General features: G+C 72.1%; 21 protein-coding genes. 13 read left to right on the top strand and 8 right to left on the bottom strand.

All coding sequences use genetic code 11. The features are described 5' to 3' along the window. Nucleotides 1-50 precede the first annotated feature (50 nt). From ACFVQG_RS07720 to ACFVQG_RS07710, 3 genes are all read right to left on the bottom strand, one after another. Nucleotides 51-707 carry a hypothetical protein gene (locus tag ACFVQG_RS07720; RefSeq protein ID WP_383378037.1) on the bottom strand — a complete coding sequence of 219 codons (657 nt, stop codon included), beginning with the start codon at nt 705-707 and terminating at the stop codon, nt 51-53. Next, on the bottom strand, nt 695-1234 hold the full coding sequence (locus tag ACFVQG_RS07715) for a SigE family RNA polymerase sigma factor (RefSeq protein WP_383378035.1): 540 nt from the start codon (nt 1232-1234) through the stop codon (nt 695-697). The genes ACFVQG_RS07720 and ACFVQG_RS07715 overlap by 13 nt, the downstream gene beginning before the upstream one ends. 212 nt (nt 1235-1446) lie before the next feature. Next, a complete protein-coding gene (locus ACFVQG_RS07710) occupies nt 1447-2379 on the bottom strand; it encodes an A/G-specific adenine glycosylase (RefSeq protein ID WP_383378033.1) in 933 nt (310 codons plus the stop codon). 202 nt (nt 2380-2581) lie between these two features. On the opposite strand from ACFVQG_RS07710, the gene ACFVQG_RS07705 reads away from it, so the two are divergent. Continuing rightward, the gene (locus ACFVQG_RS07705) at nt 2582-3421 is read left to right on the top strand and encodes a hypothetical protein (RefSeq protein WP_383378030.1); all 840 of its coding nucleotides are present in this window, start codon (nt 2582-2584) and stop codon (nt 3419-3421) included. Between the two features lie 117 nt (nt 3422-3538). Here the strand turns inward: ACFVQG_RS07705 and disA are convergent, their stop codons facing one another. Both disA and radA read right to left on the bottom strand, forming a co-directional pair. Continuing rightward, the gene (disA, locus tag ACFVQG_RS07700) at nt 3539-4663 is read right to left on the bottom strand and encodes a DNA integrity scanning diadenylate cyclase DisA (RefSeq protein ID WP_383378028.1); all 1125 of its coding nucleotides are present in this window, start codon (nt 4661-4663) and stop codon (nt 3539-3541) included. A gap of 81 nt (nt 4664-4744) precedes the next feature. Then, nucleotides 4745-6154 carry a DNA repair protein RadA gene (radA, locus tag ACFVQG_RS07695; protein ID WP_383378026.1) on the bottom strand — a complete coding sequence of 470 codons (1410 nt, stop codon included), beginning with the start codon at nt 6152-6154 and terminating at the stop codon, nt 4745-4747. 239 nt (nt 6155-6393) lie between these two features. Between radA and ACFVQG_RS07690 the strand changes: the two genes are divergently transcribed. After that, the gene (locus ACFVQG_RS07690) at nt 6394-8151 is read left to right on the top strand and encodes a hypothetical protein (RefSeq protein WP_383378024.1); all 1758 of its coding nucleotides are present in this window, start codon (nt 6394-6396) and stop codon (nt 8149-8151) included. Nucleotides 8152-8195: 44 nt separating this feature from the next. On the opposite strand, the gene ACFVQG_RS07685 is transcribed toward ACFVQG_RS07690, so the two are convergent. Next, entirely contained in the window at nt 8196-9080 is an 885-nt protein-coding gene (locus tag ACFVQG_RS07685; protein ID WP_383378022.1) for a hypothetical protein, read from the bottom strand. Nucleotides 9081-9163: 83 nt separating this feature from the next. On the opposite strand from ACFVQG_RS07685, the gene ACFVQG_RS07680 reads away from it, so the two are divergent. The 4 genes from ACFVQG_RS07680 (at nt 9164) to ilvD (ending at nt 13839) form a co-directional block, all read left to right on the top strand. Beyond that, nucleotides 9164-10096, top strand: a complete 933-nt coding sequence (locus tag ACFVQG_RS07680; RefSeq protein WP_383378020.1) for a Ppx/GppA family phosphatase — start codon at nt 9164-9166, stop codon at nt 10094-10096. Nucleotides 10097-10374: 278 nt separating this feature from the next. Further along, entirely contained in the window at nt 10375-11199 is an 825-nt protein-coding gene (locus tag ACFVQG_RS07675) for a sugar phosphate isomerase/epimerase family protein (protein ID WP_383378018.1), read from the top strand. Next, entirely contained in the window at nt 11196-11816 is a 621-nt protein-coding gene (locus tag ACFVQG_RS07670; RefSeq protein WP_383378016.1) for a TetR family transcriptional regulator, read from the top strand. Before ACFVQG_RS07675 ends, ACFVQG_RS07670 begins: the two co-directional genes overlap by 4 nt. A gap of 169 nt (nt 11817-11985) precedes the next feature. Continuing rightward, nucleotides 11986-13839: a dihydroxy-acid dehydratase gene (ilvD, locus tag ACFVQG_RS07665; protein ID WP_383378015.1), complete on the top strand. Its 1854-nt coding sequence runs from the start codon at nt 11986-11988 to the stop codon at nt 13837-13839. Between the two features lie 44 nt (nt 13840-13883). Here ilvD and ACFVQG_RS07660 read toward each other — a convergent pair whose 3' ends face one another. Next, entirely contained in the window at nt 13884-16076 is a 2193-nt protein-coding gene (locus ACFVQG_RS07660; protein ID WP_383378013.1) for a serine/threonine-protein kinase, read from the bottom strand. A gap of 180 nt (nt 16077-16256) precedes the next feature. Between ACFVQG_RS07660 and ACFVQG_RS07655 the strand changes: the two genes are divergently transcribed. From ACFVQG_RS07655 to proC, 7 genes are all read left to right on the top strand, one after another. Next, nucleotides 16257-16574, top strand: a complete 318-nt coding sequence (locus tag ACFVQG_RS07655; RefSeq protein WP_383378011.1) for an SH3 domain-containing protein — start codon at nt 16257-16259, stop codon at nt 16572-16574. Nucleotides 16575-16595: 21 nt separating this feature from the next. Continuing rightward, entirely contained in the window at nt 16596-16946 is a 351-nt protein-coding gene (locus ACFVQG_RS07650; protein ID WP_383378010.1) for a hypothetical protein, read from the top strand. Between the two features lie 43 nt (nt 16947-16989). Next, nucleotides 16990-17484 carry an EamA/RhaT family transporter gene (locus ACFVQG_RS07645; protein WP_383378008.1) on the top strand — a complete coding sequence of 165 codons (495 nt, stop codon included), beginning with the start codon at nt 16990-16992 and terminating at the stop codon, nt 17482-17484. Between the two features lie 57 nt (nt 17485-17541). Further along, the gene (locus ACFVQG_RS07640; protein WP_383378006.1) at nt 17542-18312 is read left to right on the top strand and encodes a class I SAM-dependent methyltransferase; all 771 of its coding nucleotides are present in this window, start codon (nt 17542-17544) and stop codon (nt 18310-18312) included. Nucleotides 18313-18393: 81 nt separating this feature from the next. Continuing rightward, entirely contained in the window at nt 18394-19194 is an 801-nt protein-coding gene (locus ACFVQG_RS07635; protein WP_383378004.1) for an ABC transporter ATP-binding protein, read from the top strand. After that, on the top strand, nt 19191-20081 hold the full coding sequence (locus tag ACFVQG_RS07630; RefSeq protein ID WP_383378002.1) for an ABC transporter permease: 891 nt from the start codon (nt 19191-19193) through the stop codon (nt 20079-20081). The genes ACFVQG_RS07635 and ACFVQG_RS07630 overlap by 4 nt, the downstream gene beginning before the upstream one ends. A 106-nt stretch (nt 20082-20187) precedes the next feature. Beyond that, nucleotides 20188-20997 (top strand): pyrroline-5-carboxylate reductase, encoded by an 810-nt coding sequence (proC, locus tag ACFVQG_RS07625; RefSeq protein ID WP_383378000.1) that lies wholly within the window; start codon nt 20188-20190, stop codon nt 20995-20997. 49 nt (nt 20998-21046) lie between these two features. Here proC and trpS read toward each other — a convergent pair whose 3' ends face one another. Beyond that, nucleotides 21047-22090: a tryptophan--tRNA ligase gene (gene trpS / locus ACFVQG_RS07620; protein ID WP_383377998.1), complete on the bottom strand. Its 1044-nt coding sequence runs from the start codon at nt 22088-22090 to the stop codon at nt 21047-21049. Between the last annotated feature and the right edge of the window lie 554 nt (nt 22091-22644).

The following is a 22644-nucleotide window of genomic DNA, read 5'->3' as shown; positions in this document are numbered from 1 at the left end:
TCTCAGTTCTCGTGTGCTGGCGGGGCGGGGCGGGGCGCGGCGTCGGGCCGTCAGGTGTCCTCGGGGACCGGGGTCGGTTCACCTGCGACCGTGCCGTACTCGTTGTGCGTGCGGTACCGCTCGATGAAGCGGTCCTCTGTCCAGTGGTACGTGATGACGTTCTCGCCGGACGGGTTCGAGACCGGGTCGCCACGCCCGTACACCTGCTTGGTCACCACCAGATCGCCGCGGTCGATCTCCGCGTAGACCGGCGGCTCCTCCGCCCGGAACACGTTCTCGTATCCGCCGTCCCCCGCGCGGTACACGTACGAGCCCACGCCGATCGCCTCGCCGCAGGTCAGCACGTTGACCACGACATCGCTCGCGGAGCCGCCGGTCAGCTCGCCGTACGACACGTCGACGGGATACTCGTCGGCGGTACACGGCTTCAGATCGCGTTTGACGGCCGCCGACACCAGCGGGTCCGCCTTGACCAGCCGGACCGCGTCCACCCGCTTCGGCGCGGCGGACGGCGCCGCCACCGACGGGGACGCCACGGCCCCCGCCACCGTGTCCGACCCGGCGGGCCCCTCGTCCCGCGCCCCGGTGCCGCTGCTGCCGCACGCCGACACCAGCAGGGCGACGGCGGTGAAGGCGGCCATCGCCGCGCTCACCGCCCGCAGGGTGGGCCGGGCCGGGCTGGACCCCGGGTCGGTCAGGCCGCGCAACGCTCCCGCTCCTCACGCTCCAGCGCGCGTGCGTCCAGGTCGCGGGTCTCCAGCTCCTCGCGGAGCCGGGCGAGCGCCCGGTGCAGCGTGCTCTTGACCGTTCCGGCCGACATGCCCAGGGCGGCGGCCGTCTCCTCGGTGGACATCTGCTCCCAGTGTCGCAGCACCACGACACTGCGCTGCTTCGGGGCGAGCACCTTCAGCACGTCCATCAACAGGGCGCGGTCGGCGTGCTGTTCGGTGGAGTCGTCGACGGACGCGTCCGGGAGCTGCTCCGTCGGCACCTCCTCCAGCTTCCGCGCCCGCCACCACTCGGTCCGCGTGTTGATCATGACCCGGCGCAGATAGGCGTCCGCGAGCCGCTTGTCCGCGATGCCGTCCCAGCGGCCGTACGTCCGCACCAGGGCCGTCTGGAGCAGGTCCTGGGCGTCGATCGGGTCGGGGACCAGGCGGCGGGCGCTGCGCAACAGCGCGTCCTGCCGGGTGCGGACGTACTCCTCGAACTCGAGCACCTCTCCCTGCGCCATGATCAACCGCCTCCCGTTTCCCCGTTGTGTAGCTGTGATCCGCCCCTGCGGGGCACGACATGAAGCTACGGAGCGGTTGTCACGGCGCTGTGCGAAGGACCCTGCGGGAAACGCGCGGCTGTCCGTCGGTTGTGTAACGGAAGTAGGCGGGAGATAAGAGAGAGGGGAGGCTGGTCCGGTTATGCCCCGGTTCAGGCCTCCGGGCGGGGCGTTCAGTTCAACGGCAGCCGGTACAACCCGCCCGGCAGCGGCTCCACCAGCCCGTCCGCGACCAACCCGTCCAGCGCCCGCGCGCGTTGCACCGGCTCGTGCCACACCCGGTCCAGCGCCGCCTGTGGCACCGGTACGTGCGCCTCGCGCAGCACGGCCAGCAGCTTGCCGCGCACCTGACGGTCCGTACCGGCGTACGTCTGCCCGCGGCGCGGCGGACCCTCGTGCTCCGGCTTGCCCGCGAGCCGCCAGGCGCAGCTCGCGGCGATCGGACAGCGGTGGCACGACTCGTTCTTCGCCGTGCACACCAGCGCGCCCAGCTCCATCGAGGCGGCGGCCCAGCGCGCGGCGGTGCGCTCGTCCTCGGGCAGCAGCGCCCGCGCGAGCCTGCGTTCGGCGGCGGTGGTCGCGTTCGGCGGGTACCGCACACCGCTGACCGCCCGCGCGAACACCCGGCGCACATTGGTGTCGAGCACGGCGTGCCGCTGCCCGTACGCGAACGAGGCCACGGCCGCCGCCGTGTACTCCCCGATGCCGGGCAGCGCCAGGAGTTGCGCGTGATCGGTCGGTACGTCCCCGCCGTGCCGTTCCGCTATGGCGACCGCGGCGCCGTGCAGCCGCAGCGCGCGGCGCGGGTAGCCGAGGCGGCCCCAGGCGCGGACGGCCTCGCCGGGCGCTTCCTTGGCGAGGTCGGCGGGGCGCGGCCAGCGGGCCAGCCACTGCTCGTAGACGGGCAGGACACGGCTGACCGGCGTCTGCTGCAACATGAACTCGCTGACCATGACCCCCCACGGCCCCGCCTCCGGGTGCCGCCAGGGCAGGTCACGCGCGTGCTCGTCGAACCAGGTGATGACAGGGGTGTGCAGGTCCTCGCCGTGGGGCTCGCGCCCGGGCTGGGACTCGTGCGAGGGCTGGGGCTTCGTTGGCGCAGTCATGGCGTTCCCGATCCTGCCATGCCGAACGCCGCGGGAGCGGACAGTGACGTGGGCGTTACGGCGGTGACGTCGGCGGTACGGCGGAAATGACGCCCGGCGTACGGCACGGTCGGCTCCCGTGCGGGATGATGATCCGTAAAAGTTGGCGCCCAGGCGGCGGGTGTGGCAAGCGAACGCGCCGATCTCTCGTACAGTTTGCGCCGTGGGATCTCTGCGCAATCCGGTTGGGCCGCTTCCCTCCTCCATCTACTGGCGACGGAGGGTCGTCCTGCTGTCCGTGCTCGCCCTGTTGGCCCTGCTGGTCCTCTGGATCATGACCATGGGCGGCGGAGGCGGCAACAACGGCGCCGACGGGTCCAACGGCAAGAATCCCGCGCCGTCCGTCTCCACGATCACGCCGGGGCCGTCGGGCTCGGGCCCGGCGATCAGCCAGGCGCCGGGCGGGCGTGACGAGTCGGGCGACGAGGACTCCAACGGCGGTGGTTCCGGGGGCGGTTCGGGCGACGGCTCGGGTGACGGGTCCGGGGACGGCGGCTCTGGGGACGCTGGTGCCGGTGGGGCTGGCGGGAGTGCCGGTTCCGGTGGCGTCGGGAGCGGGGTCGGCAGTGGCGACGCGCTGCCCGCCGGGTCATCGGTGCCCAACTGCGCGCCGGGGTCCGTGTCGTTGAGCCTGAGCAGCGTGCGCAACTCCTACGCGCCGGGGCAGCGGCCCGCCTTCCGGCTGACGGCGAGGAACTCCTCCGGCAGCGACTGCAAGGTCGATCTCGGCCCGAAGAACGCGGTGCTGACGATCACTCAGGCGGAGAGCGACGACGACGCCTACTGGTCGTCCGACGACTGCCCCAAGGGCGCGAGCAGCCTGTTCTTCCGGGTGCCCGCCGGGAGCAGCATCACCTACCCCGTGGAGTGGGACCGCAAGCCGAGCGCGCCGTCCTGCGGGACGCCTCCGGCGGGTACGGCCGCGGCCGGGACGTATCTGGTGGAGGCGAAGGCGCCCGGGTTCGCGAAAGTGCAGACGTCGTTCGTGCTGGAAGAGGACTGAAGGCTGAAGGGGACTGACAGCCGAAGGGGACTGACAGCCGAAGGGGACTGACAGCCGAAGAGGACCAGGGCGTCCGGCGACCTTGCGTAGGCGCCCGGCGCCGCAACAGCTGGGGCCTCAGACGTACCGCTCCAGGATCGACGACTCCGCCAGCCGTGACAGCCCCTCCCGCACGCTCCGCGCCCGCGCCTCGCCCACGCCGTCCACGGTCTGCAGGTCGTCGACGCTGGCGGCGAGCAGCTTCTGGAGTCCGCCGAAGTGCTCCACGAGACGGTCGATGATGGCGCCCGGCAGCCGCGGCACCTTGGCCAGCAGGCGGAAGCCGCGCGGGGAGACCGCGGAGTCCAGGGTCTCGGGGGAGCCGGTGTAGCCCAGGGCCCGGGCGACCGTCGGGAGTTCGAGCAGCTCGGCGTGGGTGAGGGCGTCCAGCTCGGCGAGGGCCTCCTCGACCGTGCGGGAGCGCTTGGCGGTGGGCTCGGGGACGTAGTCCCGCACGACCAGTTCGCGCTCGGGCTCGACCCCGGCGATCAGCTCGTCCAGCTGCAGGGCGAGCAGTCGGCCGTCGGTGCCCAGCTCCACCACGTACTCGGCGATCTCGGTGGCGATCCGGCGGACCATCTCCAGGCGCTGGGCCACCGCGGAGACGTCGCGGACCGTCACCAGGTCCTCGATCTCCAGCGCTGACAACGTTCCCGCGACCTCGTCGAGACGGAGCTTGTACCGCTCCAGGGTCGCGAGGGCCTGGTTGGCGCGGGACAGGATCGCCGCGGAGTCCTCCAGGACGCGGCGCTGCCCGTCGACGTAGAGGGCGATCAGCCGCATCGACTGGGAGACGGAGACGACCGGGAAGCCGACCTGCTTGCTGACCCGGTCCGCGGTGCGGTGCCGGGTGCCGGTCTCCTCCGTCGGGATCGTCGCGTCGGGGACGAACTGCACGCCCGCGCGCAGGATCTTCGACAGGTCGGAGGAGAGCACGATGCCGCCGTCCAGCTTGCACAGCTCGCGCAGCCGGGTCGCGGTGAACTCCACGTCCAGCACGAAGCCGCCGGTGCACATGGCCTCGACGGTCTTGTCGGAGCCGAGCACGATCAGGCCGCCGGTGTTGCCGCGCAGGACCCGCTCGAGGCCGTCACGCAGGGCGGTGCCGGGCGCCACGGCGCTCAGCGAGGCGCGCATCAGGCCATCGGAACCGGCACTCCCACCGGACTTTCCGGGAGCTGCTGCCCGGTCGTTGGCTGCCACTGCACTCCTCCGGTCGCAGGTTCTGGGACGCTCCCGTATCGCGCACTCTGTTCGTACGGACGGGCGAGACCAGGGCAAAGTCTACCGGCGGTCCTCCGCGTCCCGGGGGGCCTCTCGACGACGGGAGCGCGGCAGCACCCTCAGGGCGTCCCCTATGTCCGCGACTTCCAGCACCTTCATGCCCGGCGGGACCTTGCCGGGATCGCCCGGTACGAGGGCGTGCGTGAAGCCGAGGCGGTGTGCTTCGGCGAGCCTGCGCTGCACGCCGGTGACGCGTCTGACCTCGCCCGCGAGGCCCACTTCGCCGATGGCGACGAGGTTCTTCGGCAGCGGGGTGTCACTGGCGGCGGACGCGAGCGCGAGGGCCACGGCGAGGTCCGCCGCGGGCTCCGAGAGCTTCACGCCGCCGACCGTCGCGGAGTAGATGTCCCGCTTGCCCAGGGCACTGATCCGGCCGCGCTGTTCCAGGACGGCCAGCATCATCGACACGCGTGAGGTCTCCAGGCCGGAGGTCGTGCGGCGCGGGGAGGGGATCTGCGAGTCGACGGTGAGCGCCTGGACCTCGGCGACCAGGGGGCGGCGGCCCTCCAGGGTGACGGTCAGGCAGGTGCCGGGGACCGGCTCGGCGCGCCGGGTCAGGAACAGGCCGCTGGGGTCGGTGAGGCCGGTGATGCCCTCGTCGTGCAGCTCGAAGCAGCCGACCTCGTCGGTGGCGCCGTAGCGGTTCTTGACGCCGCGGACGAGGCGCAGGCGCGCGTGCCGGTCGCCCTCGAAGTGCAGGACGACGTCCACGAGGTGTTCCAGGAGCCGGGGTCCGGCGATGGCGCCGTCCTTGGTGACATGGCCCACCAGGAGGGTGGACATGCCGCGCTCCTTGGAGGCCCGGATCAGGGCGCCCGCGACCTCCCGCACCTGGGCCATGCCGCCGGGGGCGCCGTCGATCTCGGGGGAGGCGACCGTCTGCACCGAGTCCAGGATCAGCAGGGACGGCTTCACCGCGTCCAAGTGGCCGAGGACGGCGGCGAGATCGGTCTCGGCGGTGAGATAGAGGTGGTCGTCGATGGCGCCGATGCGGTCGGCGCGCAGCCGGACCTGGCTCGCCGACTCCTCGCCCGTCACATAGAGCGTGCGGTGCTCGTCGCTGGCGGCCTTGGCGGCGACGTCGAGCAGCAGCGTCGACTTGCCGACGCCGGGTTCGCCCGCGAGCAGCACCACGGCGCCGGGGACGAGCCCGCCGCCGAGGACCCGGTCCAGCTCGGGCACGCCGGTGGTGCGGGCGGTGGCCTGGCGGCCGTCGACCTGGCCGATGGGCAGGGCGGAGGTGGTGACGCGGCCCGGGGTGGTGGTCCGCACGGCGGGCGCGCCGTACTCCTCGACCGTCCCCCACGCCTGGCACTCGGGGCAGCGGCCGAGCCACTTGGCCGTCTGCCAGCCGCACTCGGTGCAGCGGTAGGACGGACGGTCCTTGGTGGTCTTGGTACGGGCAGCCATGCAAGGAACCGTAGCCGCCGCCACTGACAACGCGGCGCCCGGACGGTCACGTCGGCCCCACGGTCACCCACAACTGGAAGGAATCGCCCGCAATCGCCCGCAATCAGCCGCCACCGCCACGAACGGGCCACGGAATGAAGGGTTCCTGTCCCCTTATGAGGGATCGTTTCACCCGTACGAATTAAAAGTGCTCAAGGGGCGAGAACGGACACTCCCACGGCGCCTACGGTCGCCGGGTGATGAGCAGCAGCCCGGAGACCTCGACCCGCACCCCCGGCGCACGCTCCGGCGCGCACCGCGCGCACCGCGAGGCGCGCGACCGCGCTGCGGCGCGCACGCTGGCCCAGCGCCCGCCCGCGCGTTACGAGCCCTACCTGGACGGTCTGTTCACGTACTGCCTCTCCGTGCTCTGCGACCACGACGCCGCGACCGCCGCCCTGGGCGACGGCCTCGCCCTCGCCGAGCGGCGCGGCCAGCGCGCGCCCGACGCCGCCGGGGACCGCAGGGCCTGGCTGTACGCGCTGGCCCGCTGGTCCTGCCTGCGCAAGCTGGCCGAGGCCAAGCAGAAACGTCAGGCGCACCACGCGGCCGGACGTTCCGCGTCCGCGCGGCACGGCGTCGCGCAGGGCGCCGCCCCCGCCGTACCGGAGGAGGAACAGCGGCGGCGCCGCCGTGAACTCGCGCGGCTGGCCTGGCCGGAGGCCGCGGGCACCACGCCCGAGCAGCGCGAGGCGCTCGAACTCGCCGTGCGCCACCACCTCGCCGCCCACGAGGTCGCCGCCGTGCTGGGCCTGGACCTCGCCGCCGCCCGTGACCTGCTCGCGTCCGCCGCCTGCGAGGTCGAGCGCACCCGCGCGGCCCTCGCCGTCGTGGAGACCGGCAACTGCCCCGGCGTCGCCCGGCTCACCGGCGACGGCCAGCTGGTGCTCAGCTCGGCCGTGCGCAAGGAACTCGTCCGGCACGTCGACGACTGCCCGCGCTGCCGCCGTACCGCCGAGCGCGCCGTCCCCGGCCGCTGGCCCGGAGCCACCGTCACCCCCGCCGAGCTGCCCGTCCTGGAGGCCCCCCGCGCGGCCCTGCACATCGCGATGGCACACCACCCGCGCGTGCGCGGCGGCGCTCCCCGCTTCGACCGGCGGGGCTTCCCCATGGACCCCAAGGACCGGGCGGCCCGGCGGGACCGGCTCCGCGCGCGTGCCGTCACCACGACGGTCGTCGCCACCGTCGTCGCCGCACCCGTGATCGCCCTCTGGTCCGCCTACCGGGGCGCCCCGGTCGCGGGAGAGGCCGAGGACGGCCGCGGGGCCACCGCGAGCCGGGAGGACGGCCCCGGCGACGGCGGGGGCGGGGCCCGGGGCGAGGACTACGGCTACGAGAACGCGGGCAACAACACCGAGCCCGGCCTCCGCTCCCGCGACGCCGGGACACCGGACGTCTCCGTCGAGGTCCTCGGCGTCACCGGCGCCGGACACAAGGGCGCGGGACGGCTCGGCGTGACCGCGGACAGCATCGGCGACACCACGCTGATCACCCTCACGGCGTCGGGCGCCGCCCCGGTCCGCTGGTCCGTGGCCACCCGCGTCCCGTGGCTCTATCCGAGCCGCTCCTCGGGAACCCTCCGGCCCGGCGAGACGTTAACGATCAAGGTGTACGTCGACCCTCTGCGCGAGCCCGCGGGGCACTGGAGCGCACGGGTGGCGATCGCACCCGCGGGCGCCGTCGTCTCCATCACCGGCTACGGCACCGCGCCGCGCCCCTCCGCCCCCGGCCCCGCCCCTCGCCCCGACCCGCGCCCGACCGGCCCCGGCACACCGCCGACCGGCCCGCCCACCGGTCATCCGACCCCGCCGCCGACGACCCCGGGCCCCACGCCGAGTGGCCCACCGCCCACGTCCCACGACCCGACGCCCACACCGTCCGACCCGCCCCCGTCCACGCCGCAGGACCCGGGCCCACCGCCGGGCGGAAGCGGCGACCCGAGCCCCTCGACGTCGTAGCGGCGATGAGCTTGGGAGGGCACGCGGGGTATCGGATACGCCGGTCAGACCACCGGCGCCGGTTCCTGTCCCCGTCCCGGCTCAGGATCCGCCGGGTGCGGTGCCAGCAGCGGCAGCCGGGACGCCAGCCGCTCCTCGCACAGCTCCACCAGGCGGTCGTAGCCCGCCTTGCCCATCAGCTCGGTCAGCTCCGCCCGGTAGGAGACGTACACCGGCTCACCCGCGCCGTGCGCCGAGGTGGCCGAGGTGCACCACCAGTGCAGGTCATGTCCGCCCGGACCCCAGCCGCGGCGGTCGTACTCCCCGATCGACACCTGGAGGACGCGTGTGTCGTCGGGGCGGTCGATCCAGTCGTAGGTGCGCCGGATCGGCAGCTGCCAGCAGACGTCCGGCTTGGTCTCCAGCGGCTCGCGGCCCTCCTTCAGGGCGAGGATGTGCAGCGAGCAGCCCGCGCCGCCCGCGAAACCGGGCCGGTTCTGGAAGATGCAGGACCCCTGGAAGGGCCGGGTCTGCCGGTCGCCGTCCTCGTCCTCGGACACCCAGCCGTTCCTGGTGCCCTCGGCGTGGTGCTGCCAGATGTCCGGGGTGAGCCTCGCCACATGCCCGGCCACCCGCTTCTCGTCGTCCTCGTCGGAGAAGTGCGCGCCGAGCGTGCAGCACCCGTCGTCCGCGCGACCTGCCTGGATGCCCTGGCAGCCGCTGCCGAAGACGCAGTTCCAGCGAGAGGTCAGCCATGTCAGATCGCAGCGGAAGACCTGTTCGTCGTCCGCCGGATCCGGGAACTCCACCCACGCGCGTGCGAAGTCGAGCCCCTTCTCGTCCGGCTCCGGTCCCCCGGCGGTTCCGGCCTGACGGGACACTTCACCCCGCTTGGCGGCCTTCGCCGCCTTCGTCGCTTTTTTGTCCTTCGCCTTTTTCGTCTTTGGCACGCGTCCAGGGTAAGTGGCCCCGCTCCACTTCCGGGACCGCTCCGGGGGCGGCAGGCGTCCGCACTGGCAGTAGCGTTCCGTACATGAGACTCGGTGTCCTCGACGTGGGAAGCAACACGGTGCATCTGCTGGTGGTGGACGCGCACCCGGGCGCGCGCCCGCTCCCCGCACACTCGCACAAGGAGGAGCTGCGGCTCGCCGAACTCCTCGACGACGCCGGAGCGGTCCGCCCGGACGGTGTCGGCAGAGTGATCGGCGTCGTCCACGAGACGCTCCAGGCCGCCGAGGACAAGGGCGTCGAGGAACTGCTGCCGTTCGCCACCTCCGCCGTGCGCGAGGCCACCAACGCCGACGAGGTCCTCGCGCGCGTGAAGGACGAGACCGGCGTGGAACTGCAGGTCCTCACCGGCGAGGAGGAGGCCCGGCTGACCTTCCTCGCCGCCCGCCGCTGGTTCGGCTGGTCGGCCGGGAAGCTGCTGGTCCTGGACATCGGCGGCGGCTCCCTGGAGATCGCCTACGGCCTGGACGAGGAACCCGACGCCGCCGTCTCGCTGCCGCTCGGCGCGGGCCGCCTCACCGCCGCCTGGCTGCCCGGCGACCCGCCCACCGCCGAGTCCGTGCGCGCCCTGCGCCGCCATGTGCGGGCGCAGATCGCCCGTACGGTGGGGGAGTTCAGCCGCTTCGGCGCGCCCGACCATGTCGTGGCCACGTCCAAGACCTTCAAGCAGCTCGCCCGGATCGGCGGCGCCGCCCGCTCCGCCGACGGCCTCTACGTCCAGCGCGAGCTGAAGCGGCAGTCCCTGGAGTCCTGGGTGCCCAGGCTCGCCGGGATGACCGCCGACGAGCGCGCCGAACTCCCGGGCGTCTCCGAGGGCCGCGCGGGCCAGCTGCTCGCCGGGGCGCTGGTGGCGGAGGGCGCGATGGATCTCTTCGGCGTGGAGACCGTGGAGATCTGCCCGTGGGCCCTGCGCGAGGGCATCATCCTGCGCCGCCTGGACCACATGCCGCCGGAGTGACGGGGACTGAGGGCGGGCGGTACTGAGGGCATGCGGGGGGTGCCCTGAGGGCATGCCGGGGCGTCCTGAGGGCATGCCGAGGGCGTCCTGCGCGCATGCGGGGGGGAGTCCTGAGAGCGCGCCCCCGCTCCCGCCCCCGCCTTCGCCGAGGAGCCGCTCCGACCTTCGCCGAGGAGCCGCTCCCACCCCCGCCGAGGAGCCACCCCTGCGGCCCGCCGAGGAGCCACCCCACGCCCCACCGCCAGCCACCCCCCAACCCACCCCGTTACCCTGTCTCCGTGGCCAACCCAGTCGTGCGCATCCCGGATGCGAAGGTCGCCCTGTCGACGGCCTCCGTCTACCCGGAGTCCACGGCGACGGCCTTCGAGATCGCCGCGCGCCTCGGCTACGACGGCGTGGAGGTCATGGTCTGGACCGACCCCGTCAGCCAGGACATCGAGGCCCTGCGCCGCCTCTCCGACTACCACCGGATGCCGATCCTCGCCGTCCACGCCCCCTGCCTGCTGATCACCCAGCGCGTCTGGTCCACCGACCCCTGGGTCAAGCTCCAGCGAGCCCGGGCGGCGGCCGAGAAGCTGGGCGCCTCCACCGTCGTCGTACACCCGCCGTTCCGCTGGCAGCGCCAGTACGCGCGCGACTTCGTCGACGGCGTCTGGCGGATGGCGAACGAGACGGACGTACGGTTCGCCGTGGAGAACATGTACCCCTGGCGCTACCGCGACCGCGAGATGCTCGCCTACGCCCCCGACTGGGACGTCACCAAAGAGGACTACCGTCACTTCACGATCGACCTCAGCCACGCCGCCACGGCCCGCAACGACGCCCTGGACATGGTCGACCGCATGGGCGACCGCCTCGGCCACGTCCACCTCGCCGACGGCAAGGGTTCCGCGAAGGACGAGCACCTCGTCCCCGGCCGCGGCAGCCAGCCCTGCGCCGAGCTGCTGGAACGCCTCGCCCTGAGCGGCTTCGACGGCCATGTGGTCATCGAGGTCAACACCCGCCGCGCCATGTCCAGCGCCGAGCGCGAGGCCGATCTCGCCGAGGCCCTGGCCTTCACCCGGCTCCATCTCGCCTCGGCGATGCAGGTGCCCCGGCCATGACCGGTACGACACCTGCCCCGCGGCGCCGTGGCCGCCCCCCGCGTGCGGGCGCCGCCGACGCCCCCGCCACCCGGGACCGCATCCTGAGCGCGGCCCGCGAGGAGTTCTCCGAGCGGGGGTACGAGAAGACGTCCGTGCGCGGCATCGCCAAGGCCGCCGGGGTGGACCCGGCCCTGGTGCACCACTACTTCGGCACCAAGGAGCAGGTCTTCGAGGCCGCCGTGGAGGTCGCCCTCGCGCCCGTCTTCACCTCCCGGGACTCCGCCCTCGAAGGCCCCCTCGACGACATCGGCGAACGCCTCACCCGCATGATCCTCGGCCTCTGGGAGAACCCCGTGACCCGGGCGCCGCTGCTCGCGATCGTCCGCTCGGCGGTGAACAACGAGGCCGCCGCCACCGTCTTCCGCCGTCTGATCACCTCCCAGCTGATGCGTCGCGTCGCCGCCCGGATGGAGTCGCGGGACGCGGAGCTGCGCGTGGAGCTGGCAGCCGCCCAGTTGGTCGGCATCGCGATGATCCGGTACGTCATCAAGGCGGAGCCGCTGGCGTCGGCGGACGTGGAGCAGATCATCGCGCGGGTGGCGCCGGTGGTGCAGGGCCATCTGACCAACCCCTGACCGCGCCACCGCACGCCCCTCGAACACCCCGACGCACCCGAGGGACCCGGAAGAGAGTCTGAGACGGGTGTCCCGGATACCGGACACCATGTCCATCCCTTGGAGTACCGGCGTACGCTCGACGTCAGTCAGAAAACTCTGGCGGCAGTCTCTGAAGGAGCGAGCGACGATGCCCGAGCTGAGGTCCCGCACAGTCACCCACGGCCGCAACATGGCGGGCGCCCGCGCCCTGATGCGCGCCTCCGGTGTACCCGGTGCGGACATCGGCCGGAAGCCGATCATCGCGGTCGCGAACAGTTTCACGGAGTTCGTGCCCGGCCACACCCACCTCCAGCCGGTGGGCCGGATCGTCAGCGAGGCGATCACGGAGGCGGGCGGCATTCCGCGCGAGTTCAACACGATCGCGGTCGACGACGGCATCGCGATGGGCCACGGCGGGATGCTCTACTCCCTCCCCTCCCGCGACCTGATCGCCGACTCGGTCGAGTACATGGTCGAGGCCCACTGCGCCGACGCCCTGGTCTGCATCTCCAACTGCGACAAGATCACCCCGGGCATGCTGATGGCCGCCCTGCGCCTGAACATCCCCACGGTCTTCGTCTCCGGCGGCCCGATGGAGTCCGGCCGCGCCACGCTCGTCGACGGCACGGTCCGCACCCTCGACCTGGTCGACGCGATCTCCGACGCCGTGAACGACAAGATCTCGGACGAGGACATCCTCCGTATCGAGGAGAACGCCTGTCCGACCTGCGGCTCCTGCTCCGGCATGTTCACCGCCAACTCGATGAACTGCCTCACCGAGGCCATCGGCCTGAGCCTCCCCGGCAACGGCTCGGTCCTCGCCACCCACACGGCCCGCAAGCAGCTCTACGTCTCGGCCGCGCGGACCGTCATGGACATCACCCGCCGCTACTACGACCAGGACGACGCCAGCGTCCTCCCCCGCAACGTCGCCACCTTCCAGGCCTTCGAGAACGCCATGGCCCTGGACATCGCGATGGGCGGCTCCACGAACACGATCCTGCACCTGCTGGCCGCCGCGCAGGAGGCGGGCGTGCCCTTCGGCCTGGAGCAGATCGACGAGGTCAGCCGCCGGGTGCCGTGCCTGGCGAAGGTCGCGCCCAACGTCGCCAAGGACCGTACGTACTACATGGAGGACGTGCACCGCGCGGGCGGCATCCCGGCCCTGCTGGGCGAGCTGCACCGGGGCGGTCTCCTCAACGAGGACGTGCACGCCGTCCACAGCCCCTCCCTGGCCGACTGGCTGAAGACCTGGGACGTCCGCGGCGGCTCCCCGTCCCCCGAGGCGGTCGAACTGTGGCACGCGGCCCCCGGCTGCGTCCGCTCCGCCGAGGCGTTCTCGCAGTCCGAGCGCTGGGAGGCGCTGGACGAGGACGCGGAGGGCGGCTGCATCCGCAGCGTCGAACACGCGTACTCCAAGGACGGCGGCCTGGCGGTGCTGCGCGGCAACCTCGCGGTTGACGGCTGCGTGGTGAAGACGGCGGGCGTCGACGAGTCGATCTGGACCTTCGAGGGCCCCGCGGTCGTCTGCGAGTCGCAGGAGGAGGCCGTGGAGAAGATCCTCAACAAGCAGATCACCCACGGCGACGTCGTCGTCATCCGCTACGAGGGCCCCAAGGGCGGCCCCGGCATGCAGGAGATGCTCTACCCGACGTCCTTCCTCAAGGGCCGCGGCCTCGGCAAGACCTGTGCCCTGATCACCGACGGCCGCTTCTCCGGCGGCACCTCGGGCCTGTCCATCGGCCACGCCTCCCCGGAGGCCGCCTCCGGCGGCACCATCGCCCTCGTCCAGGACGGCGACCGCATCCGCATCGACATCCCCGGCCGCACCATCGAACTCCTCGTCGACGAGACGGAACTGTCCCGCCGCGAGGCGTCCCTGAACGGCACCTACGCCCCCCGCGACCGCGAACGCAAGGTCTCCGCCGCCCTGCGCGCCTACGCCGCCATGGCGACCAGCGCCGACAAGGGCGCGGTGCGGGACGTGACGAAGCTCGGCTGAACGAACCGCCACGCGCGCGTGCTACCAACCGCCACGCGCGCGTGCTACCAGCGGGAAGGGTCGTCGGCGTCCATGGCGAAGACGGACCCGTCGGGAGCGGCGGCGTAGACACGGCCCGCGGCGAGTACGGGAGCGGACAGCCCGGCCGCGACGCGGTCCGCCTGTGCGGCGAGACGGGGACGGGTCTGGCCGACGAGCCTGCCGTCACGGGCGTCGGCGGCGAGCAGCCGTCCGTCGGCCACGGTGACGTACACATGCCGTGCGTCGGCCACCGGAGCCGACCCCCGGGCCACCGACGTCTCAAGGGACCACAGCCGCTCCCGCTGTTCCATGTCGACGGCCTCCAGGGCGCCCCCCGCGGACAACAGGTAGACGACTCCCTCGCGCACCGTGGCCAGCGAGTCGTGCCGCTTGGCGGGCAGCGGCACGCGCAATGGCTCGCGGTCGCCGGGGGTGTAGCGGACGACCGCGGTCGTGTCCGCGCTGGTGGCCTCCACGGAGAGGAAGTAGACGGACCCGTCCTGGGCGCCGACGGGCTGGAGCGATCCCTCCAGTTCCTCCTCCCACCTGACGGTGCCCGTGCCGGGGTCCACGGCTGTGACGAGGGTGCTCGTGCCGTCGGCGGACGGACTCGCCGCGTACGCCAGCGGGTCCCCGGGGAACGACACGACGTACGGCGCGCCCTGGCCGCGGATCGCATGGCTCCACTTGGTGTCGCCCGACGCGCTGTCCACGCCGGTGACGGTTCCGTCGGCCTCGGTGATCAGCAGCATGTCCCCGACGGGACGGACACTGCCGTGGCCGGGGGCCTGCCGTTCCCAGCGCACCTTTCCCGAGGCGGGGTCGAGGCCCTCCAGACGCGAGTCCTCACCCGTCAACGGCTGTACGAGCCCTCCGGAGACGACCGGCGACACGCCCCAGTCCGTCTTCGCGACGCCGCGCCGCCACACGAGGGTGCCGTCGGACGGTTTCAGGGCGAAGACCACGCCGGGCTGCGCGCAGAGCAGTTTCCCGGCGCCGTGGGAGCACTGGGGCACGGATGCCGACCCGGAGACGGACGCGGTCTCCCACGAGACGGCCCCCACCGGTGTCGTCCCGGCGCCATCTGTGCGCGGCGCCGGTTCATTGCCGACGATCAGCTGAACCGCCACAAGGGCACCGCAGGTCACGAGCGCCAGAGCCATGGCGGCCAGAGCCGCCCGTCGACCCCGAGGCCTCTTGAAACGCTCGGCACGCGCGGAACTCCTGGCCCCCTTGAGGCCCACAAAACCCTTGGAACCCTTGGAGCCCTTGGAACCGGGCGGGGATCCGGCCGCGGCCTCGGCCTCGACCTCGGGCCCGGAGTCGGTGTCAAGCGCCGCCTCGTCCCCCGTCCTCTGGGCGGGTATGAACGCCTGAGTGTCGTACGAGGCCGCCACCGACCGCAGCACCCGCATCAACTCGTCCGGCGTGGGCCGTTCCTCGGGCTCCTTGGCAAGGCACCGCGCAATCAGCGGAGCGAGGTTCTCCGGTACGCCGGTCAGATCCGGCTCGTCATGTACGACCTGATAGGCGACGACATACGGACTGTCCGAGTCGAACGGCCCCCGCCCGGTCGCCGCATGCACCATCACCGACCCCAGCGCGAAGATGTCCGCGGCGGGCCCCACCTCCCGGGGCCGCCGGAACTGCTCCGGCGCCATGAACGGCGGCGTGCCGATCAGCTTGCCCGTCTCGGTGCGCAGTTCGCTGTCCTTGGGCCGGGAGATCCCGAAGTCGATGACCTTCGGGCCGTCCTCGGCGAGCAGCACGTTGCTCGGCTTCAGATCCCGGTGCACGACCCCGACCCGATGGATGTCCCGCAGCGCCTCCGCCAGCCCGGCCATCAGCCGCCGCAACTGCTCCGGAGCCAAGGAACCGTTCCGCTTCACCTCCTCGGCCAGCGTCGGCCCCGGAATGAACAGCGTCGCCATCCAGGGCCGCTCGGCGTCCGGATCGGCATCGACGACCGGCGCCGTGAAGGCACCGCTCACCCGCCGCGCCGCCGCCACCTCCTGCCGGAACCGCCCCCTGAACTCGGGATCCCGGGCGAACTCGGCATGGACGACCTTCACCGCGAGCTTCATGCCCGAGGTGCTGCGCGCCAGATGCACGACCCCCATGCCACCGGAGCCGAGGCACGACTCCAGCCGATAGTGACCGGCGTATTCGGGAAGTTCCGCTTCCGCGCCCGCTCCGATGTTCCGCTGTGGCGCCATGGGACCACCCCCGTGCTGTTCGTCCGCGCGCGCGACGCACGGAGCCTAGTCGATGACTCGTACGAGACAGAGCAGGCTTGCTAGCCTCCGTGTTCCACGGGCGCACATGCGTGCGCAGTGTGCTGAAGGGGAATCAACGGGGCCCCATGACAGTCATGGGGATCAACGGGGAGGTCTTGCATGTCAGTTGACCGTGTCTCAGAGGTCGACAGCGGGGGCGAGGAGCTGGCGGTCGCCGCCGAGTCCACCGTCCGTACGTACCCCGTCGCACCGGGCGTCCGCCTCAATGTGCGCAGCGGTCCCGGCACGAACTACGGCATCGTGCGGGTCCTGCCCGAGGGCACCCGCGTCGCGATCTACTGCCAGACGCCGGGTACGACGGTCTCGGGCCCGTACGGCACCACGAACCTCTGGGACAACATCAGCAACGGCCAGTTCGTCTCGGACGCGTACGTGTACACCGGCACCGACGGCTACGTCGCCTCCCGCTGCGGATGACCCCATCAGCCGGAGGCCGACATGGCCTTCGTCAGCCGTAGATCCATCCTGTCCACCGGCGGCACCGCGGGCGCCCTGCTCGCGGTGCCGGGAGTGTCTCCCACCGCCAACGCGGAATCCGTGCGCCATGCCGATGTCGCACCGGGTGTCCGCCTCGACGTCCGAGGTGGTCCGGGCACCAGCCACCCGATCACCGGCGTACTGTCCGAGGGCGCCAAGGTCCCGATCTCCTGCCAGACACCGGGGACGACGGCCACGGGGCCGTACGGCACCTCGGACACCTGGGACGACATCGCGACCGCCGAGTTCGTCTCGGGCGGCTCCGTCCTTACCGGCAGCGACGGCTGCGTCCGTCCACGCTGCTTCTTCTGAGCCCGTCGCGGAGCCCCCGGCCGCCCGGAGCCATAATCGACGCGTGAGCGACGAAAACGGCACCCCGAACCCGGCCGCGGGCCCCCACCCCGACCCCATCCGCTTCTTCGGCACGACCTGGGTCGACCACTCGCGCGGCTACCTGGCCCGCCGCATCGGCGTGGCCACCGGCTCCCTCGCCGCGGCCGTCGTCTCCTGCCTGGTCCTGCGCTTCGCCTACCAGGGACTGCAGATCGCCGACGTCGGCGGCTTCGTCACGCTCATCATGATCGTGATGTTCGCGGTGTGCAGCGCGCTCGCCTTCCGCCACACCTGGGACGGCTTCACCAAGCGCCCCGACCCCGACCGCCAGGCCTCCCTCCGCGGTCTCCTGGCCATCGGCTTCGTCGGCTCCCTCCTCGCCTACTTCTTCCGCGCCCTCGTCGAGGCCCCCGGCGAGAAACTCCACCGCGAGGAGTACGAGGAGGCCCGCACGCAGTACGAGAAGCGCACGGCCCGCCGCACCGGCAACCCCTCCAAGAAGCGCCGCCGCCCCTGACCGACGCCCCGGAGGGGGATCTCCCGGCACCGGCACCTCGCGGTCCACCATGGCCGTATGACCTCACCAGGAACCTCCCTCCACACCACCCGAGCCCACTCCTTCAACACCGCCGCCGCCCAGTACGCCGCCAACCGCCCCTCCTACCCCTCCGCCCTCCTCGACACGATCGAGCGGACCTCCGGCCGCCCCCTCACCGGCGCCCGCGTCGCGGACATAGGCGCCGGTACGGGGCTGGGGACCGCCCTCCTCACGGCGCGCGGCGCCGAGGTCATCGCCGTGGAGCCCGGCACCGGCATGGCGGCAGAGTTCCGCCGCACCCTTCCCGACGTCCCGCTGGTCCTCGGGGACGGCAACGCCCTGCCCCTCGCCGACGGCTCCGTCGACTTCCTCACCTACGCCCAGTCCTGGCACTGGACGGACCCCGAACGCTCGGTGCCGGAGGCCCTCCGGGTGCTCCGCCCCGGCGGCGCGCTCGCCCTGTGGTGGAACACCGACGCCCCCGACGTCCCCTGGAACGCCGCCCAGGCGGACCGCATCGCGCGGCACTACGGCGCCGACCACACCTTCACCAAGACCGGCCGCCCCGTGCACCCGGCCGACCCCACCGGCCGTCTGCGCTTCACCCACCACCAGCTCCGCTGGAGCCGCCGCGTCCCGCTGGACACCCACCTCGGCAACATCACCAGCCACTCCCTCTTCCTCGTCCACGGCCCCGAACGCACCGCCGCCTTCCTCGCCGAGGAGCGCGCCCACCTCCTGGAGCACTTCCCCGACGGAGTCGTCGAGGAGAGCTACGTCGTGGAACTCCTGCTGGCCTCGCCATGACCTCCTACTGACCTTCTCCTGATCCCCTCCCGTGGCGTCCTCACTTGACGACTCCAACCCTGCGGGAGGATTATTCATCACATGATGAATTACGCCAGTGATCCTCCTGGCGCGCACGGCACGCCCGCCGTCCGCGCCGAGCACCTCACCGTCGTACGCGGCCCCCGCACGGTCCTGCGCACCCTCGACTTCGCCGTCCCCCACGGCCAGGTCACCGGCCTGCTCGGCCCCTCCGGCTGCGGCAAATCGACCCTGATGCGCGCGATCGTCGGCACCCAGGCCAAGGTCACCGGCACCCTCGAAGTCCTCGGCCACCCCGCAGGCCACCCCACCCTGCGCACCCGCATCGGCTACGTCACCCAAGCCCCCTCCGTCTACGACGACCTGACCGTCCGCCAGAACCTCGACTACTTCGCCGCCATCCTCGAGCCCGGCCGCTCCTCCGCCGACCGCCGCCACGAGGACGTCACCCGGGCCATCTCCGACGTCGACCTCACCAGCCACGCCGACGCCCTCGCGGGGAACCTCTCCGGCGGCCAGCGCAGCCGCGTCTCCCTCGCCGTGGCCCTCCTCGGCGCCCCCGAACTCCTCGTCCTCGACGAGCCGACCGTCGGCCTCGACCCCGTCCTGCGCCGCGATCTATGGCGTCTCTTCCACGACATCGCCGCCACCCGCGGAGCCACCCTCCTCATCTCCTCCCACGTCATGGACGAGGCCGAGCGCTGCCACCGCCTCCTCCTCATGCGCGAGGGCGAGATCCTCGCCGACGACACCCCGGACGCCCTCCGCGACCGCACCGGCTCCGACACCGTCGAAGCGGCCTTCCTGACCCTCGTCGACGAGGCGACCGCCGCAGCCCGCACCAAGGAGTCCACGCGATGACCGAGCCGAACGGACCCACCCGGCCCAACGGACCCACCACGACCGACGGGACCACCCCGGCCGCCGGGACCAGCAGGACCACCACGGCCCACCGGACCGGCACGGCCAACGAGCCAGCCCCCAGGCCCGCACTCGCACCCCCCACCGCCCTGAACCTCTCCCGCACCACCGCCACCGCACTCCGCGTCCTGCGCCAGCTCCGCCACGACCCCCGCACCATCGCGCTGCTGATCCTGATCCCCTGCCTGCTGCTGTTCCTGCTGCGCTATGTCTTCGACGGCGACCCGCGCACCTTCGACAGCATCGGCGCCTCACTCCTCGGGATCTTCCCGATGGTCACCATGTTCCTGGTGACCTCCATCGCCACCCTCCGCGAACGCACCTCCGGCACCCTCGAACGCCTCCTCGCCATGCCCCTGGGCAAGGCCGACCTGATCGCCGGTTACGCCCTCGCCTTCGGCACCCTCGCGATCATCCAGTCCGCCCTCGCCACCGGTCTGTCCCTCTGGTTCCTCGGCCTGGACGTCACCGGCTCCCCCTGGCTGCTCCTCCTGGTGGCCCTGCTCGACGCCCTGCTCGGCACGGCCCTCGGTCTCTTCGTCTCGGCCTTCGCGGCCTCCGAGTTCCAGGCGGTCCAGTTCATGCCCGCCGTGCTCTTCCCCCAACTCCTCCTCTGCGGACTCTTCACCCCCAGGGACAACATGCACCCGGTCCTGGAAGCCATCTCCGACGTCCTCCCCATGTCCTACGCCGTCGACGGCATGAACGAGGTCCTCAAGCACACCGACATGACGGCCAGCTACATCCGTGACGTCCTGATCGTCGCGGGCTGCGCCCTCCTCGTCCTGGGCCTGGGAGCAGCGACCCTGCGCCGCCGCACGGCCTGAACGACCGGGCGGGCGACGTCCCGCCCAGCGGACAACCCACGCACACCCACCGCCCCCGGTGCGAGGATGAACCCGGACGACGCAACCCCCGGAGGGCACCCGCACCATGAGCCAGAAAGTCGCAGTCCTCGGCACCGGCAAGATCGGCGAAGCCCTGCTCAGCGGAATGATCCGCGCGGGCTGGACCCCCGCCGACCTGCTGGTCACCGCCCGCCGCCCCGAACGAGCCGAAGAACTCCGCGCCCGCCACGGCGTCACCCCGGTCTCCAACCCGGAGGCCGCCAAGACCGCCGACACCCTGATCCTCACGGTCAAGCCCCAGGACATGGGCACCCTCCTCGACGAACTCGCCCCGCACATCCCCGCCGACCGCCTGGTCATCAGCGGCGCGGCGGGCATCCCCACCTCCTTCTTCGAAGAACGCCTGGCCCCCGGCACCCCGGTCGTCCGCGTCATGACGAACACTCCCGCCCTCGTCGACGAGGCCATGTCCGTCATCTCCGCAGGCACCCACGCCACCGAAGCCGACCTCGCCCACGCCGAGGAGATCTTCGGCGCCGTCGGCAAGACGCTCCGCGTCCCCGAGTCCCAGCAGGACGCCTGCACCGCCCTCTCCGGCTCCGGCCCGGCGTACTTCTTCTACCTGGTCGAAGCCATGACCGACGCGGGCATCCTCCTCGGCCTGCCCCGCGACAAGGCGCATGACCTGATCGTCCAGTCCGCCATCGGAGCCGCCACCATGCTCCGAGACAGCGGCGAACACCCCGTCAAGCTCCGCGAAAACGTCACCTCCCCCGCGGGCACCACCATCAGCGCCATCCGCGAACTCGAGAACCACGGCGTACGAGCCGCCCTCATCGCCGCCCTGGAAGCCGCCCGCGACCGCAGCCGCGAACTCGCGTCCGGCAACAACTGACCCAGCCGCCGCCCCCAGCAACGGGGGCGGCGAACCCACCTGCCGAGCCCTACCTCGCCGCGCTCAGCACGCCAACGTCACCGGTATCGCTCCCGCCGCCCCCGGGCAGCAAGCCGATCGCGCGATAGGCGGCATCCACCCTCGGCCGGGCCATCGCCCGAGCCCGCTCCGCACCATCCCGCAGCACCCCCTCCACATAGCCAGGATCCGCACACAGCTCCCTGTGTCTCTCCTGCACGGGCCTCAACACCTCGACCACGGCCTCCGCGGTGTCCTTCTTCAAGGCGCCGTACGACTCATATACACCGCTCAGGTCCGATGGGTTCCCACCCGTGCACGCGGCCAGGATCTCCAGCAGGTTCGCGACCCCGGGCCGCGCCTCCCGGTCGTAGACGACATCCCGTCCGCTGTCGGTCACCGCCCGCATGACCTTCTTCCGCACCGCGTCCGGCTCATCCAGCAGATAGACGATCCCCGGCCCGACGTCGTCGCTCTTGCCCATCTTCGACGTCGGCTCCTGAAGGTTCATGACCCGCGCCCCCACCCGCGGAGGCGTGGCCCGCGGCACCACGAACGCCTGCCCGTACCGCTGGTTGAACCGCACCGCCAGATCCCGCGCCAGCTCCACGTGCTGCGTCTGGTCGTCACCCACCGGCACCTCATCGGTCCCGTACGCCAGGATGTCCGCCGCCATCAGCACCGGATACGTCAGCAGCGACAGCCGCACACTCCCACCGCGCGCCCGCTCCCGTGCGGCCTTCTCCTTGTACTGGATCATCCGCCGCACCTCGCCGTCGGTGGCCACGCACTCCAGCAGATACGACAGCCGCGCGTGCTCATCCACATGGCTCTGTACGAACAGGGTGCACAGCCTCGGATCCAGCCCCGCCGCAAGCAGCAGCGTCGCCCCCTGCCGACTGAGCCGCCGCACCCGCCCGGGATCGTGCTCCACGGTCAGCGCATGCAGATCGACGACGCAGAACAACGCGTCGGCCCGATGCTGGTCCACCTCGGCCCACCGTCGGATGGCCCCCAGATAGTTCCCCAGCGTCAGATGCCCACTCGGCGTGACACCGCTGAAGACTCGCTTCACTTCTCCACCTCCAGGTCGCGCCCGCCGCACCCGTCGGCCGACCCCCAGGAGGGAGAAACAAGAACGGCCGCCGGAGCGGCGGCCGTTGAGTGCATACGTGACTGCGGCCGCCGTCAGGCGGCCCACCACTGGTGGTTGCACGTACGCGTCATCACGCCCCCAACTCTACGCCCGCAGGGTGCCGATCGCACCGAAGTTGACACGGCCCACCGGCGTCCGTACTGTTCTCCGAGTTGTCCGACGTGAGCGCCGACTCCGGTCGGTCCCCGGACAGCCATCCCGCAGTACCCACCATTACTCGGCGAACAGTCGATCACTGATCACTGTGCCGTCGTGTCATTGGCGCGCGTATTCGCGGAATGAGGAAACCGCGTTCGAATGGACGCAGCCCCCGATTAGCTCGGGAGCACGGAATCCGCTAAAGTCTCACTCGTCGGAACGGCCCAACGGCCGGGAAGGCAAACCCCGCTGACTGGGGGTCAGGTCGAGAAAAGGATCTGATAGAGTCGGAAACGCAAGACCGAAGGGAAGCGCCCGGAGGAAAGCCCGAGAGG

This window comes from Streptomyces sp. NPDC057877 (assembly GCF_042796855.1).
In the GTDB taxonomy this organism is placed as follows: Bacteria; Actinomycetota; Actinomycetes; order Streptomycetales; family Streptomycetaceae; genus Streptomyces.
This window is presented reverse-complemented; position numbering and strand designations above follow the sequence as displayed.